Annotated in this window: 10 protein-coding genes; 4 read left to right on the top strand and 6 right to left on the bottom strand. The window is 55.2% G+C overall.

The window, feature by feature from the left end; all coding sequences use genetic code 11:
• The first annotated feature begins 200 nt into the window (after window positions 1-200).
• Together glpT and glpQ are read left to right on the top strand one after the other, a co-directional pair.
• Window positions 201-1,553, top strand: coding sequence for a glycerol-3-phosphate transporter (gene glpT / locus FOY93_RS15335; protein ID WP_045354273.1), 1,353 nt, complete (start codon window positions 201-203; stop codon window positions 1,551-1,553).
• A gap of 11 nt (window positions 1,554-1,564) precedes the next feature.
• Window positions 1,565-2,617, top strand: coding sequence for a glycerophosphodiester phosphodiesterase (gene glpQ, locus FOY93_RS15330; RefSeq protein ID WP_143345339.1), 1,053 nt, complete (start codon window positions 1,565-1,567; stop codon window positions 2,615-2,617).
• A gap of 24 nt (window positions 2,618-2,641) precedes the next feature.
• Here glpQ and yfaE read toward each other — a convergent pair whose 3' ends face one another.
• The 4 genes from yfaE to ubiG form a co-directional block, all read right to left on the bottom strand.
• Window positions 2,642-2,896, bottom strand: a complete 255-nt coding sequence (yfaE, locus tag FOY93_RS15325) for a class I ribonucleotide reductase maintenance protein YfaE (protein ID WP_008500234.1) — start codon at window positions 2,894-2,896, stop codon at window positions 2,642-2,644.
• A complete protein-coding gene (nrdB, locus tag FOY93_RS15320; RefSeq protein ID WP_047074992.1) occupies window positions 2,896-4,026 on the bottom strand; it encodes a class Ia ribonucleoside-diphosphate reductase subunit beta in 1,131 nt (376 codons plus the stop codon). Before nrdB ends, yfaE begins: the two co-directional genes overlap by 1 nt.
• Before the next feature lie 49 nt (window positions 4,027-4,075).
• On the bottom strand, window positions 4,076-6,361 hold the full coding sequence (nrdA, locus tag FOY93_RS15315; protein ID WP_045908710.1) for a class 1a ribonucleoside-diphosphate reductase subunit alpha: 2,286 nt from the start codon (window positions 6,359-6,361) through the stop codon (window positions 4,076-4,078).
• Window positions 6,362-6,708: 347 nt separating this feature from the next.
• On the bottom strand, window positions 6,709-7,437 hold the full coding sequence (gene ubiG, locus FOY93_RS15310) for a bifunctional 2-polyprenyl-6-hydroxyphenol methylase/3-demethylubiquinol 3-O-methyltransferase UbiG (protein WP_133294841.1): 729 nt from the start codon (window positions 7,435-7,437) through the stop codon (window positions 6,709-6,711).
• Window positions 7,438-7,583: 146 nt separating this feature from the next.
• Between ubiG and gyrA the strand changes: the two genes are divergently transcribed.
• Window positions 7,584-10,220: a DNA topoisomerase (ATP-hydrolyzing) subunit A gene (gyrA, locus tag FOY93_RS15305; RefSeq protein WP_111965289.1), complete on the top strand. Its 2,637-nt coding sequence runs from the start codon at window positions 7,584-7,586 to the stop codon at window positions 10,218-10,220.
• 135 nt (window positions 10,221-10,355) lie between these two features.
• On the top strand, window positions 10,356-13,202 hold the full coding sequence (gene rcsC / locus FOY93_RS15300) for a two-component system sensor histidine kinase RcsC (protein WP_127731758.1): 2,847 nt from the start codon (window positions 10,356-10,358) through the stop codon (window positions 13,200-13,202).
• Window positions 13,203-13,291: 89 nt separating this feature from the next.
• Here the strand turns inward: rcsC and rcsB are convergent, their stop codons facing one another.
• Both rcsB and rcsD read right to left on the bottom strand, forming a co-directional pair.
• Window positions 13,292-13,942 carry a response regulator transcription factor RcsB gene (rcsB, locus tag FOY93_RS15295; protein WP_003859405.1) on the bottom strand — a complete coding sequence of 217 codons (651 nt, stop codon included), beginning with the start codon at window positions 13,940-13,942 and terminating at the stop codon, window positions 13,292-13,294.
• Between the two features lie 16 nt (window positions 13,943-13,958).
• Window positions 13,959-16,631, bottom strand: a complete 2,673-nt coding sequence (rcsD, locus tag FOY93_RS15290; protein ID WP_111965291.1) for a phosphotransferase RcsD — start codon at window positions 16,629-16,631, stop codon at window positions 13,959-13,961.
• Window positions 16,632-16,970 lie beyond the last annotated feature (339 nt).

Genomic DNA, 16,970 nt, shown 5'->3' with positions numbered 1-16,970 from the left:
TTTGTTTGATTTCGAACATAAACGCGCGAAATTCGAAAGTGAAACGTGATTTCATGCGCTTTTTTGCGCATTCTGTCATATTTCTGTAACATTCTGTGCGTTGATTCACAGTAACAATCACCGTGATTTCTTAACATCCCCGCCTCTGGAATTCAGGTGCGAGCCACCTGCTCATTCATTTCAAGGCCACGGAGGCTGTTATGCTCAGTATCTTCAAACCTGCGCCGCACAGGGCGCGTCTGCCAGAGGCAGAAATTGATCCGCTATACCGCCGTCTGCGCTGGCAAATTTTCCTGGGGATCTTCTTCGGGTACGCGGCGTACTACCTTGTACGTAAAAACTTCGCGCTCGCCATGCCGTATCTGGTGGAGCAGGGCTTCTCCCGCGGCGATCTGGGGTTCGCGCTGTCGGGGATCTCCATCGCCTACGGTTTTTCCAAATTCATCATGGGCTCCGTGTCGGATCGCTCGAATCCGCGCGTGTTCCTGCCCGCCGGTCTGATCCTGGCGGCCGCGGTCATGCTGTTCATGGGCTTTGTGCCGTGGGCTACCTCCAGCATTGCCATCATGTTCGTGCTGCTGTTCCTCTGCGGCTGGTTCCAGGGGATGGGGTGGCCGCCGTGCGGGCGTACCATGGTGCACTGGTGGTCGCAGAAAGAGCGCGGAGGCATCGTGTCGGTGTGGAACTGCGCCCATAACGTGGGCGGCGGTATTCCGCCTCTGCTGTTCCTGCTGGGGATGGCCTGGTTCAACGACTGGCATGCGGCGCTTTATATGCCTGCCTTTGGCGCCATTCTGGTGGCGATTATTGCCTTCGCCCTGATGCGCGACACGCCGCAGTCCTGCGGCCTGCCGCCGATTGAAGAGTACAAAAACGACTATCCGGATGATTACAGCAAGGAGCACGAAGAAGAGCTGACCGCTAAACAGATCTTCATGAAGTATGTGCTGCCGAACAAGCTGCTGTGGTACATCGCGGTCGCGAACGTGTTCGTTTACCTGCTGCGCTACGGCATCCTCGACTGGTCCCCAACCTACCTGAAAGAGGTGAAGCACTTCGCGCTGGATAAATCCTCCTGGGCCTATTTCCTGTATGAATATGCCGGGATCCCGGGCACGCTGCTTTGCGGCTGGATGTCGGACAAGGTGTTTAAAGGCAACCGCGGCGCGACGGGCGTGTTCTTTATGACCCTGGTGACCATTGCTACCGTGGTGTACTGGCTCAACCCGCCGGGCAACCCATCAGTAGATATGGCCTGCATGATCGTCATCGGCTTCCTGATTTACGGTCCGGTGATGCTGATCGGTCTGCATGCCCTGGAGTTGGCGCCGAAAAAAGCGGCGGGCACGGCGGCGGGCTTTACCGGCCTGTTCGGCTACCTGGGCGGTTCGGTCGCGGCGAGCGCCATCGTGGGCTACACCGTTGACTTCTTCGGCTGGGACGGCGGCTTTATGGTGATGATAGGCGGTAGCGTGCTGGCGGTACTGCTGCTGATTGTTGTGATGATCGGTGAGAAACGTCACCACGCGGAAGTGCTGGCGCGTCGTCAATAAGGAGCTTAGCGGTGAAATTTACCCAACTTGCAACCGGCCTGCTGCTGGCGGGCCTGATGACAGGCTCCGCGCTGGCGGCGGATAAAATTGTTATTGCCCACCGCGGCGCCAGCGGCTATCTGCCGGAGCATACGCTCCCGGCGAAAGCGATGGCCTATGCCCAGGGCGCGGATTATCTGGAGCAGGATCTGGTGATGACGAAGGACGACCAGCTGGTCGTCCTGCATGACCACTATCTTGACCGCGTGACGGACGTGGCGGATCGTTTCCCGGACCGCGCGCGCAAAGATGGCCGCTTCTATGCCATCGACTTCACGCTGGCGGAGATCCGTTCCCTGAAGTTTACCGAAGGCTTCGAGATTGAAAACGGCAAGAAGGTACAGGTCTATCCGGGACGTTTCCCGATGGGCAAATCTGACTTCCGGATCCATACCTTCCAGGAAGAGATTGAGTTTGTTCAGGGGCTGAACCACTCAACCGGTAAAAACATCGGCATCTATCCGGAAATCAAAGCGCCGTGGTTCCACCATCAGGAAGGGAAGGACATTGCCGCGAAGACGCTGGAGGTGCTGAAACAGTACGGCTACACCAGCAAGAGGGACAAGGTCTACCTGCAGTGTTTTGATGCCGCCGAGCTGAAGCGCATCAAAACCGAGCTGGAGCCGAAGATGGGCATGAACCTCAACCTGGTGCAGCTGATTGCCTATACCGACTGGAATGAAACCCAGGAGAAGCAGCCGGACGGGAAGTGGGTTAACTACAGCTACGACTGGATGTTTAAGCCGGGCGCGATGAAGCAGATTGCGCAGTACGCCGACGGCATCGGGCCGGATTACCACATGCTGGTGGCGGAAGGTTCAACGCCTGGTCATGTGAAGCTGACTGCGATGGTGAAAGAGGCGCACGCCAGCAGGATGCAGGTGCACCCGTATACCGTGCGTGCAGACCAGCTGCCGCCATATGCCACGGACGTGAATCAGCTTTATGAAGTGTTGTATAAGCAGGCGGGCGTGGACGGACTGTTTACGGATTTCCCGGATAAAGCGGTGACGTTCTTAAAATAGAAAAAAGGGCCGTAAGGCCCTTTTTTACATCTCGATCTCTATATCGCCTTTTGCCCGGCAGCAGCAGGGCAAAATTTCCCCTTCATTGATAAAAGCCAGCGGCTCGGTCAGCCAGTCCACCTGGCCGGCGACCAGACGGCAGCGGCAGGAGCCGCAGTAGCCGGAACGACACTGGTACTCTACTTCTACCTGATGCGCCTCAAGAGCCACCAGCAGAGAAGGGTGCTCCTCCCGACACAGTACCTCAGTGCCGGAAAGACTTAACGTGACGCGTGACATCAGAGCTGGAAGTTGCTCAGGTCGTCGGTGTTGACTTCAGAATCAATCTGACCGACCAGATAAGAGCTGACTTCCACTTCCTGCGGCGCAACCTGCACGTTATCGGACACCAGCCAGGTGTTGATCCACGGAATCGGGTTAGAGCGCGTCTGGAACGGAAGGTCGAGACCAACAGCCTGCATGCGGATGTTGGTGATGTACTCAACGTACTGGCACAGGATGTCTTTGTTCAGGCCAATCATGGAGCCGTCGCGGAACAGGTAGTCTGCCCACTCTTTCTCCTGCTGAGCGGCCAGCACGAACAGGTCGTAGCACTCCTGCTTGCACTCTTCAGCGATTTCCGCCATCTCCGGATCGTCCGTACCGCTGCGCAGCAGGTTCAGCATGTGCTGGGTGCCGGTCAGGTGCAGGGCTTCATCACGGGCAATCAGACGGATGATTTTGGCGTTGCCTTCCATTAGCTTGCGCTCGGCAAAGGCGAAGGAGCAGGCGAAGCTGACATAGAAGCGGATCGCTTCCAGAGCGTTGACGCTCATCAGGCACAGGTACAGCTGCTTTTTCAGCGCGCGCAGGTTCACGGTGATGGTTTTACCGTTCACGTGGTGGGTGCCTTCGCCCAGCAGGTGCCAGTAGCTGGTCATCTCGATCAGCTCGTCGTAGTAGTGAGCAATGCCTTCCGCGCGCTTCTGGATCTGCTCGTTGGTGACGATATCGTCAAACACAACCGCCGGATCGTTCACGATGTTGCGGATAATGTGCGTGTAAGAGCGGGAGTGAATGGTCTCGGAGAATGCCCAGGTTTCCACCCAGGTCTCCAGCTCAGGAATCGAGATCAGCGGCAGCAGCGCCACGTTAGGGCTACGTCCCTGAATAGAGTCCAGCAGCGTCTGGTACTTCAGGTTGCTGATGAAGATATGTTTTTCGTGATCCGGCAGCGACTGGTAGTCAATACGGTCGCGGGATACGTCCACTTCTTCCGGACGCCAGAAGAAGGAGAGTTGCTTTTCAATCAGCTTTTCGAAGATGTCATATTTTTGCTGATCGTAGCGTGCCACGTTGACCGGCTGGCCGAAGAACATCGGCTCTTTGAGCTGGTCGTTTTTCGTCTGTGAAAAGGTGGTATATGCCATGAGTGTGTCCTGTCTTACGAAATAAAGGCGGGGATATCCCCGCCCTTCATTAGATCTTACATGCGCCGCTTTCGCAGCCATCGTCCTGAATTGACGGTACCAGGTCGTCCTGCGCGTCTTCCGCACCATCACGGGTGTTGTGATAGTACAGGGTTTTCACGCCAAATTTGTAGGCGGTGAGCAGGTCTTTCAGCAGCTGCTGCATCGGGACCTTGCCTGACGGGAAGCGCGTCGGGTCATAGTTTGTATTGGCAGAGATCGACTGGTCGATAAACTTCTGCATGATACCCACCAGCTGCAGGTAGCCGTCGTTGTTTGGCATTTCCCACAGCAGCTCGTAGTTGTCACCCAGCGTCTCGTAATCCGGTACCACCTGACGCAGCACGCCGTCTTTCGACGCTTTAATGCTGACGTGGCCGCGCGGCGGCTCAATACCGTTGGTGGCATTGGAGATCTGCGAAGAGGTCTCAGACGGCATCAGGGCAGAGAGCGTGGAGTTACGCAGGCCGTGAGTCTTGATGGACTCGCGCAGGCCTTCCCAGTCGAGGTGCAGCGGCTCGCTGACAATCGCATCCAGGTCTTTCTTGTAGGTGTCGATTGGCAGAATGCCTTTCGCGTAGGTGGTTTCGTTGAACCACGGGCACGCGCCTTGCTCTTTCGCCAGCTCGTTGGACGCTTTCATCAGGTAGTACTGAATCGCTTCGAACGTCTGGTGCGTCAGGTTGTTGGCGCTGCCGTCAGAGTAACGCTTGCCGTTTTTCGCCAGCCAGTAGGCGAAGTTGATCACGCCGATACCCAGGGTACGGCGGCCCATCGCACCGCGTTTAGCGGCCGGGATTGGGTAATCCTGGTAGTCCAGAAGGGCGTCGAGCGCACGAACCGCCAGCACGGCCAGCTCTTCCAGCTCGTCCAGGCTCTTAATCGCGCCCAGGTTGAACGCGGACAGCGTACACAGCGCGATTTCGCCGTTTTCGTCGTTCACGTCTTCCAGCGGTTTGGTCGGCAGGGCGATCTCCAGGCACAGGTTAGACTGGCGCACTGGCGCAACCACCGGATCGAACGGGCTGTGGGTGTTGCAGTGGTCAACGTTCTGGATGTAGATACGGCCGGTAGAGGCACGTTCCTGCATCATCAGGGAGAACAGGTCTACCGCCTTCACGCGCTGCTTACGGATGCTGTCGTCTTTTTCGTATTTGGTGTACAGACGCTCGAACTCGTCCTGATCGGCAAAGAACGCGTCATACAGGCCCGGGACGTCGGACGGGCTGAATAGGGTGATGTCTTCGCCTTTCAGCAGACGGGTGTACATCAGCTTGTTGATCTGCACGCCGTAGTCCATGTGACGCACGCGGTTGCCTTCCACGCCACGGTTGTTTTTCAGAACCAGCAGGCTTTCCACTTCCAGGTGCCACATCGGATAGAACAGGGTCGCAGCACCGCCGCGCACGCCGCCCTGAGAGCAGGATTTTACGGCCGTCTGGAAGTGTTTATAGAACGGGATACAGCCGGTGTGGAACGCTTCACCGCCGCGAATCGGGCTGCCCAGCGCACGGATGCGACCGGCGTTGATGCCGATACCGGCACGCTGGGAGACGTATTTCACGATGGCGCTGGAGGTGGCGTTGATTGAATCCAGGCTGTCACCACACTCGATCAGTACGCAGGAGCTGAACTGACGGGTTGGGGTACGCACGCCAGACATGATCGGCGTCGGCAGAGAAATCTTGAACGTGGAGACCGCATCGTAGAAACGCTTCACGTAATCCAGACGGGTATCACGCGGGTAGTTAGAGAACAGACAGGCAGCCACCAGAATGTAGAGGAACTGGGCGCTTTCGTAGATCTCACCGGTTACACGGTTCTGAACCAGGTATTTGCCTTCGAGCTGCTTCACCGCCGCGTAGGAGAAGTTCATGTCGCGCCAGTGATCGATAAACCCGTTCATCTGCTCGAACTCTTCTTCCGTATAGTCTTCCAGCAGATGCGTGTCGTATTTGCCCAGCTCAACCATTTTCACCACGTGATCGTAAAGCTTCGGCGGCTCAAACTGACCGTAGGCTTTTTTACGCAGGTGGAAAATCGCCAGACGTGCAGCCAGGTACTGATAATCCGGTGCTTCGCGGGAGATGAGGTCTGCCGCTGCTTTAATGATCGTTTCGTGGATATCAGACGTTTTGATGCCGTCGTAGAACTGAATGTGGGAGCGCAGTTCAACCTGGGAGATAGATACGTTGTTCAGTCCTTCTGCTGCCCAGTCGAGAACTCGATGGATTTTGTCCAGATTGATACGCTCGGTAGTACCGTCGCGCTTTGTCACCAGCAGACTCTGATTCATGTGGGTTTTACCTGTCCGTGAAATAAAAAATATCCCCCGTTTATCCACAGATCCGTCTTGTGACTAACTCTGTGGATAAATACTACATGTAGGGGGTTTGCGATAAGAAAAACGCTATATGGTGAGTATTCTAGTATCGAATCTTTTCAGCACAAGGGTTGATTTTGGCGTTAAATTGAGGTTGTGAAAGGGTAAAAAAGGCTAAGTCCTCGTACCGTAAGGCCTGGAAGACATGTCAATAATTAAGAAAAAAAATTCAAAATTTGATCGAGTGCTGATTTCTTCAACGGGAGGTCAGAATTGCGCAACATGATGTCGCGCAATCTTTATAAGAATAACGAATGACGTTAGTCGTTTTTGGCGGTTGTGTGCAACATATAGTTAACATCAACGCCCGGTGCGAGTTTGAATTTATTGGTTAGCGGATTGTAGTGCAGGCCGGTGATGTGCTGCTCTTTGAGCCACGTCTGGTCAACCCAGCTTAACAGCTCCGCAGGCTTGATGAATTTCTTCACGTCGTGCGTCCCTTTCGGCACCATGCGCAGTACATACTCCGCGCCAACGACGGCCATCAGCCACGCTTTACCGTTACGGTTGATGGTTGAGAAGAAGACCTGGCCGCCCGGCTTCACCAGTTTTGCACAGGCATGTACCACCGACTGCGGATCGGGTACGTGCTCCAGCATCTCCATGCAGGTCACCACATCGTACTGATGGGCGTGTTTTGCCGCGTGTTCTTCCACGGTTTCCTGCACGTAGTCTACCTGTATGCCAGACTCCAGCGCATGAAGACGGGCAACCTGCAGAGGTTCAAAGCCCATATCCAGGCCCGTGACGTTCGCCCCTTCGCGCGCCATGCTTTCCGCGAGGATGCCGCCGCCGCAGCCGACGTCGAGCACTTTCTTACCGAACAGGCCGCCGGAACGCTCCGCGATATAGCCCAGACGCAGCGGATTAATGCGATGCAGCGGTTTGAACTCACCTTCGAGATCCCACCAGCGGGACGCCACCGCTTCAAATTTGGCAATCTCTTCGTGGTCAACGTTGTGAGCCATCGGGGATTTTTCGGCATTCATGGGCGCTTTTACTCCTTATTTAGCAAGACAAAGGAGTATATCAGGCAATCCCCGTGAATAAAGCGTATAGGTTTACCTCAATCACCTCGGCTGTGTTATAATTTGCGACCTTTGAATCCGGGATACAGTAGAGGGATAGCGGTTAGATGAGCGACCTTGCGAGAGAAATTACACCGGTTAACATCGAGGAAGAGCTGAAGAGCTCCTATCTGGACTATGCGATGTCGGTCATTGTTGGCCGTGCGCTGCCGGACGTCCGCGATGGCCTGAAGCCGGTACACCGTCGCGTACTATACGCCATGAACGTATTGGGCAATGACTGGAATAAAGCCTATAAAAAATCTGCCCGCGTCGTCGGTGACGTCATCGGTAAATATCACCCGCATGGTGATACCGCCGTTTATGACACCATCGTTCGTATGGCGCAGCCATTCTCCTTGCGCTACATGCTGGTAGATGGTCAGGGTAACTTTGGTTCAGTCGACGGCGACTCCGCTGCGGCGATGCGTTATACGGAAATCCGTATGTCGAAAATCGCTCATGAGCTGATGGCCGACCTGGAAAAAGAGACCGTTGATTTCGTCGATAACTACGACGGCACCGAGCGCATCCCAGATGTGATGCCAACCAAGATCCCGAACCTGTTGGTTAACGGTTCTTCCGGTATCGCGGTCGGTATGGCAACCAACATTCCGCCGCACAACATCACGGAAGTGATCAACGGCTGTCTGGCCTATATCGACGATGAAGACATCAGCATTGAAGGGCTGATGACACACATTCCGGGCCCGGACTTCCCGACGGCGGCGATCATCAACGGTCGTCGCGGCATTGAAGAAGCGTACCGTACCGGCCGCGGCAAGATTTACATCCGTGCCCGCGCCGAAGTGGAAGCGGATGCTAAAACCGGCCGTGAAACCATTATTGTTCACGAGATCCCGTATCAGGTGAACAAAGCGCGTCTGATTGAAAAAATCGCCGAGCTGGTAAAAGAAAAACGTGTTGAAGGCATCAGCGCGCTGCGTGATGAGTCTGACAAAGACGGTATGCGCATCGTGATTGAGATCAAACGCGACGCGGTGGGTGAGGTTGTGCTGAACAACCTGTACTCCCAGACTCAGCTTCAGGTCTCCTTCGGTATCAACATGGTTGCGCTGCACCATGGTCAGCCGAAGATCATGAACCTGAAAGAGATCCTGAGCGCGTTCGTCCGTCACCGCCGTGAAGTGGTGACCCGTCGTACCATCTTCGAACTGCGCAAAGCGCGCGATCGTGCGCACATCCTTGAAGCGCTGGCGGTTGCGCTGGCCAACATCGACCCGATCATCGAACTGATCCGTCGTGCGCCAACCCCGGCAGAAGCGAAAACTGCGCTGATTTCCCGTCCGTGGGATCTGGGCAACGTCGCCGCGATGCTGGAACGTGCGGGCGATGACGCGGCGCGTCCTGAGTGGCTGGAACCTGAATTCGGCGTGCGTGACGGTCAGTACTACCTGACGGAACAGCAGGCCCAGGCGATTCTGGATCTGCGTCTGCAGAAACTGACCGGCCTTGAGCATGAAAAACTGCTCGACGAATACAAAGAGCTGCTGGAACAGATTGCTGAGCTGCTGCACATTCTGGGCAGCGCAGAGCGCCTGATGGAAGTGATCCGCGAAGAGCTGGAGCTGGTCCGCGATCAGTTCGGCGACGAGCGCCGCACCGAAATCACCGCCAACAGCGCGGACATCAACATCGAAGACCTGATCAACCAGGAAGACGTTGTTGTGACCCTGTCTCACCAGGGCTACGTGAAGTATCAGCCGTTAACGGACTACGAAGCACAGCGTCGTGGCGGTAAAGGTAAATCTGCAGCACGTATTAAAGAAGAAGACTTTATTGACCGACTGCTGGTGGCGAACACCCACGACACGATCCTCTGCTTCTCCAGCCGCGGTCGTCTGTACTGGATGAAAGTCTATCAGCTGCCAGAAGCAAGCCGCGGCGCGCGTGGTCGTCCAATCGTTAACCTGCTGCCGCTGGAAGCGAACGAACGTATCACCGCTATTCTGCCGGTACGCGAGTACGAAGAGGGCGTGAACGTCTTTATGGCGACCGCCAGCGGTACCGTGAAGAAAACCGCGCTGACCGAATTCAGCCGTCCGCGTTCTGCCGGTATTATCGCCGTGAACCTGAACGAAGGCGACGAGCTGATTGGCGTGGATCTGACCTCGGGATCTGATGAAGTCATGCTGTTCTCTGCGGCCGGTAAAGTGGTGCGCTTCAAAGAAGACGCCGTCCGTGCAATGGGCCGTACCGCGACGGGAGTTCGTGGTATCAAGCTGGCTGGCGAAGACAGCGTTGTTTCTCTGATTATTCCGCGCGGTGAAGGGGCTATCCTGACCGTGACGCAGAATGGTTACGGTAAACGTACGGCGGAAGGGGAATACCCAACCAAGTCTCGCGGTACGCAGGGCGTTATCTCCATCAAGGTGACCGAGCGCAACGGTTCCGTTGTCGGCGCGGTGCAGGTGGACGATGCGGATCAGATCATGATGATCACCGATGCCGGTACGCTGGTGCGTACCCGCGTGTCTGAGATCAGCGTGGTGGGTCGTAACACCCAGGGCGTGATCCTCATCCGTACAGCGGAAGATGAAAACGTAGTGGGTCTGCAGCGCGTTGCCGAGCCGGTGGATGACGAAGAGCTCGACTCCATCGACGGCAGCGTTGCGGAAGGCGATGATGATATCGCGCCGGAAGCCGACACCGACGATGACGTAGCGGATGACGCTGACGAGTAATGTCTCCTGATGCAAAAAAGGGCCGGATTCCGGCCCTTTTCTTTTGCATTAGCAGATAAGTCAACGTTGCGACCTGGCGCGTTTACCGCTACCTTAACCACATTCTTTTGACCCCGACGGCGGAGCCTCGCCCCCTTGAAATACCTCGTCTCCTTTCGTACTACGCTGAAAGTCTCTCGCTATCTGTTTCGGGCGCTGGCGCTCCTGCTTTGGCTGCTGGTGGCCCTGTTCTCGGTGTTTTACATCGTTAACGCCCTGCACCAGAAAGAAGCGGAGATCCGCCAGGAGTTTAACTTAAGCTCCGACCAGGCCCAGCGCTACATTCAGCGAACGTCTGACGTCATGAAGGAGCTGAAGTATATTGCCGAAAATCGTCTGACGGCGGAAAACGGCATCCTTGCGCTTCGCGGGCGTGATGACAAAACCGAGGTCCCGGACTTCCAGCCGCTGTTCCCGGATTCCGATTGCTCCACCATGAGCAATACCTGGCGCGGGTCGCTGGAATCCCTTGCCTGGTTTATGCGCTACTGGCGCGACAATTTCTCCGCCGCCTATGACCTGAACCGCGTCTTCCTGATTGGCAGCGAGAATCTTTGCATGGCTGACTTTGGCCTGCGCGATGTGCCCGTTGAGCGTGATGATGCGCTGAAAAGCCTGCATGAACGTATTGTGAAATACCGCAATGCGCCGCAGGACGAGCGCGGGAATAACATCTTCTGGGTGAGCCAGGGCCCGCGCCCGGGCGTGGGGTATTTTTACGCCCTGACGCCGGTCTATCTGGGCAATCGCCTGCAGGCGCTGATGGGGATTGAGCAGACCATTCGCATGGAGAACTTCTTCACCCCGGGCAGCCTGCCCATGGGGGTGACCATTCTGGATGAAAATGGTCATCAGCTGATCTCCCTTGCCGGGCCCGATAACCGTCTAAACGTCGAACCGCACTGGATGCAGGAGCGGTCGTGGTTTGGCTATACCTCGGGTTTCCGCGAGCTGGTCCTGAAGAAGAGCCTGCCGCCTTCGTCGCTGAGTATCGTCTATTCGCTGCCGGTGGATATGGTGCTTGAGCGGATACGCATTCTTATCATGAATGCGATTCTGCTGAACCTGCTGGCGGGGGGCGCGCTGTTCACGCTGGCGCGCATGTATGAGCGGAAAATCTTTATTCCCGCAGAAAGCGACGCCCAGCGGCTCGAGGAACACGAGCAGTTTAACCGCAAGATTGTCGCCTCGGCGCCGGTGGGGATCTGTATTCTGCGTACCCAGGACGGAACCAACATCCTGAGTAATGAACTGGCGCATAACTACCTGAACATGCTGACGCATGAAGACCGGCAGAGGCTGACGCAAATTATCTGCGGCCAGCAGGTTAACTTCGTCGACGTGTTGACCAGTACGCACACCAATCTGCAGATCAGCTTCGTGCACTCCCGCTATCGCAATGAAAACGTGGCGATTTGCGTGCTGGTGGATGTTTCCGCACGCGTGAAAATGGAAGAGTCGTTACAGGAGATGGCGCAGGCCGCAGAGCAGGCGAGTCAGTCGAAATCCATGTTCCTTGCGACCGTAAGCCACGAGCTGCGCACGCCGCTGTACGGGATTATCGGTAACCTCGATCTGCTGCAGACGAAGGAATTGCCGAAAGGAGTCGACAGACTGGTGACGGCGATGAACAACTCCTCCAGCCTGCTGCTGAAAATCATTAGCGATATTCTCGACTTCTCTAAAATTGAGTCTGAGCAGCTGAAAATTGAGCCGCGGGAATTCTCACCGCGCGAGGTGATGAACCACATCAGCGCCAACTATCTGCCGCTGGTCGTGCGTAAACAGCTGGGGCTCTACTGCTTTATCGAACCGGACGTGCCGCTGACGCTGCACGGCGATCCGATGCGCCTGCAGCAGGTCATCTCTAACCTGCTCAGCAACGCCATCAAATTCACCGATACCGGCTGTATTGTGTTGCACGTCTGCCGGGCAGGAGATTACCTGAGCATTCGCGTGCGCGACACGGGGGTCGGCATCCCGGCGAAGGAGGTGGTTCGTCTGTTCGACCCGTTCTTCCAGGTCGGTACCGGTGTGCAGCGTAACTTCCAGGGAACCGGACTGGGGCTGGCGATTTGTGAGAAGCTCGTCAGCATGATGGACGGCGATATCTCCGTGGATACCGAGCCCGGCATGGGCAGCCAGTTCACCATTCGCATTCCGCTTTATTCGGCGCAATATCCGGCTAAAGCGACGGTAGACGGGCTGAGCGACAAGCGCTGCTGGCTGGCGGTGCATAACGCCTCGCTGAATGACTATCTGACGGCGCTGCTTACCCACAGCGGAGTGAGAGTGTGCCGCTATGAAGGTCAAACGCCGGACGTGGACGATGTGCTGATCGCCGACGAGATGCTGGAGCTGCCGTGGCAGGGGAGAGGGTCAGTGCTCTTCTGCCGTCGCCACATCGGTATCCCGGTTGAGCGTGCGCCAGGAGAATGGGTACACAGTGTCGCAACCCCGCACGAGCTGTTGAGCCTGCTGGCGCGCATCTACAAAGTGGAACTGGAAGAGAGCGACGGCGCGGGCGGATTGCCGTCACCGGAGTCTCTGGCGTCGGTGAATGACGATATGATGATTCTGGTGGTGGATGACCATCCAATTAACCGTCGCCTGCTGGCTGACCAGCTTGGATCGCTGGGCTATCAGTGCAAAACCGCCAATGACGGCGTGGATGCGCTGAACGTGCTGAGTAAGAATCATATTGATATCGTGCTGAGTGACGTCAACATGCCTAACATGGACGGCTACCGTCTGACGCAGCGCATCCGGCAGCTTGGCCTGACGTTGCCGGTGGTGGGCGTAACGGCGAACGCGCTGGCGGAAGAGAAGCAGCGCTGTCTGGAGTCAGGGATGGACAGCTGTCTGTCCAAACCGGTGACGCTGGACGTGCTGAAGCAGACCTTGTCGATTTACGCGGAGCGCGTGAGAAAAACCAGAATATAAAAAAGGCCCGCAAGGGCCTTTTATGTTTTTCCCCTTCTCCCGGTGGGAGAGGGATGGGGTGAGGGCATCAGGCCGCACACCCGTCGGGATCAATCCTTGTCCGTTGCGCTCAGCGTGACGGAGGAGAGATAGTTCAGCAGTGCAATATCGTTGTCCACGCCCAGCTTCATCATCGCTGATTTCTTCTGGCTGCTGATGGTTTTAATACTGCGGTTCAGCTTCTTGGCAATCTCGGTCACCAGGAAACCTTCTGCGAACAGGCGCAGAACTTCACTCTCTTTCGGAGACAGACGTTTGTCACCGTATCCACCCGCGCTGATTTTTTCCAGCAGACGAGAAACGCTTTCAGGCGTGAACTTCTTGCCTTTCTGCAGCGCTGCGAGCGCTTTTGGCAGATCGGTCGGAGCGCCCTGTTTCAGCACAATCCCTTCGATGTCCAGATCCAGTACCGCGCTCAGGATCGCCGGGTTGTTGTTCATGGTCAGAACAATGATCGAGATATCCGGGAAGTGGCGTTTAATATATTTGATGAGCGTGATCCCATCACCGTATTTGTCTCCAGGCATGGAGAGGTCGGTAATGAGCACGTGCGCATCAAGCTTTGGGAGGTTATTGATCAGTGCTGTAGAGTCTTCAAATTCACCGACTACATTCACCCACTCGATCTGTTCAAGTGATTTGCGAATACCGAACAGTACAATCGGATGGTCATCGGCAATAATTACGTTCATATTGTTCATGTATAAGGCTACCTTGCTACAGCAAGCTTTTGACGTAGGCGTCAATGTCGCTGATGTATTTTTCAATGCCAGAGGCATCTTTCTCACGAATTAGATGTTCCAGCGTTTCACATAACTGCTTGCCGGGAACCAGATTAAGCATGGCAAACACCCCTTTAAGCCGGTGTGCTGTCTGTGCCAGCGCTGCAAAATCATTCGCAGCGGACTCAGTATACAACCGCTTAACATCATCTGGTACTGTATCAACAAAGAGTGAATAGTATCCGCTGGCGTGAAGCTCGGCATTTTCATTACCGCCAAGCGGGGATTCCGCTATCTCTTCCTGCGCCAGCTGCTCTTCTATTAGTTGTAGTACAGCTTCCTGCATCGCATTGCTTATATTAAAGTTGACGCGCAGCTGGCCAGGGCCGATTTTCCGCACGCCTGACTCATCATCGCTTAAAAGCAAGCCGGAGGCAGTAAGATTAGACGGATTATCAGTTAAAAACAGATCAAATTCTTGACTTGCAAGTCTTTCATCCGGCGTGATGCAGGCCGCCCCCCAGTTTTCTAACTGGCGAACGACAATATTGCGGATCTCGTTCGACGTTACATCGACCATCACCACGACATCATCCAGCAGACGTTCTTCATCTTCTTCCTGCGGATTGGCGGCCATTTTCACGTGCAGAGAATAGCGGGTGCCGAGAGATTCGCGGGCCTTGATATTGAGATGGCCGCCGAGCTTACGCGCCAGCTGATCGCATAGCCAGAAGGTAAGGGCATTTGCCTTGCCGTAGCGATCGCTTTGCGTGTCATTCAGGAACGGGAAGTGCAGATTATCAATTTCACTCGTGGTGACGCCTTCCCCGGTGTCCAGGATGCGGAACGTCAGGCGGTCTTCTGCCGACTCTTCCGTACTGACTTCAAGGGTGATCTTGCCAATCTGCGTGGTGGTCACCGCGTACTGAATAATCATCAACAGTATGCGGCGCAACGCTTCACGATCGCCGTGGCGTTCGTCATTTGCCGGGAGATTGTTATTGATCAGCAGCTGCAGCCCTTTGCGCTTAATCACGGGCAGGACTTCCGGAACCACTTCATCAATCAGAGCCTGAATAGAGAAGAGGCTTGGCGTTCCCTTCCAGAAATCATTCTCCAGCATGTTCGCCAGCTGGATCTCATCAACCATTCTGACCAGCGAGTCGGCCTGACAGGCAAGCTGGTGGCTTTCTGACGTATTTAACGCCGCCGCCTGGGTCGCCAGCGTTTTTAACGGCTGCTTGAAGGCATCGCCAATGTTCTGCATAAATGCGGCGCGCCCCTGCTGGTTTTTCTCATACAGCCTTTGCGCCTGCTTGAGCTTTTTATTCACCAGCACTTCGCGATCCTGATCGCGGATGATGAAGATTTGCGTGCGTGGAGCCACCTGGCTGCGGAACTGGCGGATCTCGTACAGTTCATTGTTGATGGTGGCCTGAATCACCCCCTGGTGCTGATCCGCCATGGTGGTGATATTCTGCAGGTTAAGATGCGGCAGCAGATGGTCGGCAATTTTGTTGCTCATCACCGTACGATTCGCTTCCTGGTCGTGAACTAAGACCCCAAGCGGCAGCACGGAAACAATCTCTTCATTCAGCGCGCGTAATACGCGCAGCTCATTGCTGGTGCCGGCAGGAACCGCAGAGGCGTCGCTTTGACGCCCCGACTGGAAACGGAAGGTGCTGTACCCAAACAGGGCCAGCGCCAGCAGACCGATATTCAGCAGCAGAGGCAGCAGGATATTTTGCAGGGTATCCAGCAGCAGCGTGCCAAACGGCACCTGCCACACCAGACGCATACCGGTCGAGTTCAGGGATGAGGCAATTTCGATTTTCGAGCCGTTAAAGGAGATCGATACGCTCTCTGCGGCCTCTTTGTCAGATGCCGCACGCATGTTTTGAGTGCTGCTGTCGGGCTCCAGACGGAAACTATCGAGCGGCATGTCCGGTGGGATTAAATCATTTATCGGTAAATCGAAGGCGACCACCGTCGCCAGATGTCCTGGCTGGTTGAACGTGGTGCGCAGAGTAAAATAATGACCGTTTTGCCATGCCAGACGGCGCAGAGAAGAGAAGCTCTCACGTTCATCCAGCGCATTCGCCTGTTGCAGCATCTCTGCCCGGCGGGAATCGACGATGCTGCCCACGGTGGTCTCTTTAAAACCGGAAGAGAGATCTTTTAACGGCAGCGTAGAGATCAGGATCATGCTGTTGTCCTGACCATTCAGATAATACATCGACCATGGCACCGTTTCGGCACCCCAGAGGGTATCCAGATAGGTCGAAATACGCTGCGTCATCTCAAGCGTCGCGCTGTCATGAGAGCCAAAAATAAGCGCCTCGGTTTTACGCTGCGGTTTTTCGAGGTAATAGACATCCTGCTTAAGCCGCGTCTCCTGAAGTCCATCTCCGGACGAGGAGGCAGGTGCGGCCGCGATATTGTCGTAAATCTGCCATGTGGCGTAGCGCCAGGTATCTATGCGCTTATGGACGGCGTGGGTGATATCGACGACCTGATAGCTCTTATCCTTCAGCCATGCATTAACCGCGCTTTGTACCATCACCCCCATGGTCACTAACAGCACAACGATCAAAAGAAGAAAGAAACGGGTGATGCTCCCGGGAAGGAGGGAGAATTTGCTCGGGGCGGTGGTTTCAGTCTGACTCATTGATATCTTTAACCCGTTGTGGTCGTGCTCTGTGGCGATAGGGCAGTATAAAGGGTAATAACTGAATTTCCAGCGCCACTGTCCGGGAAGAGGCGACTTTTTCACTGGACAATATCGGCGGTGGATGGAGCAATAAACGTGTACAAACTCGCCGTGCGCGTACAAATAATAAGTGCGCTAAGCCAGCAAATAGCACGAATTAACAAGAAATTAAGCGCTATATCATTTGCGTGCCAGAGAAGGATAGCCGGTGAGAAATTAGTTAATAGTCGTTACAATTTCGGATCGGTAGCACAAAAAATGAGAAGTTACGTAAAGAAAGGTAAAAAAAAACCGAAT

The organism is Enterobacter sp. 18A13 (assembly GCF_007035975.1).
Taxonomy (GTDB): domain Bacteria; phylum Pseudomonadota; class Gammaproteobacteria; order Enterobacterales; family Enterobacteriaceae; genus Enterobacter; species Enterobacter vonholyi.
This window is presented reverse-complemented; position numbering and strand designations above follow the sequence as displayed.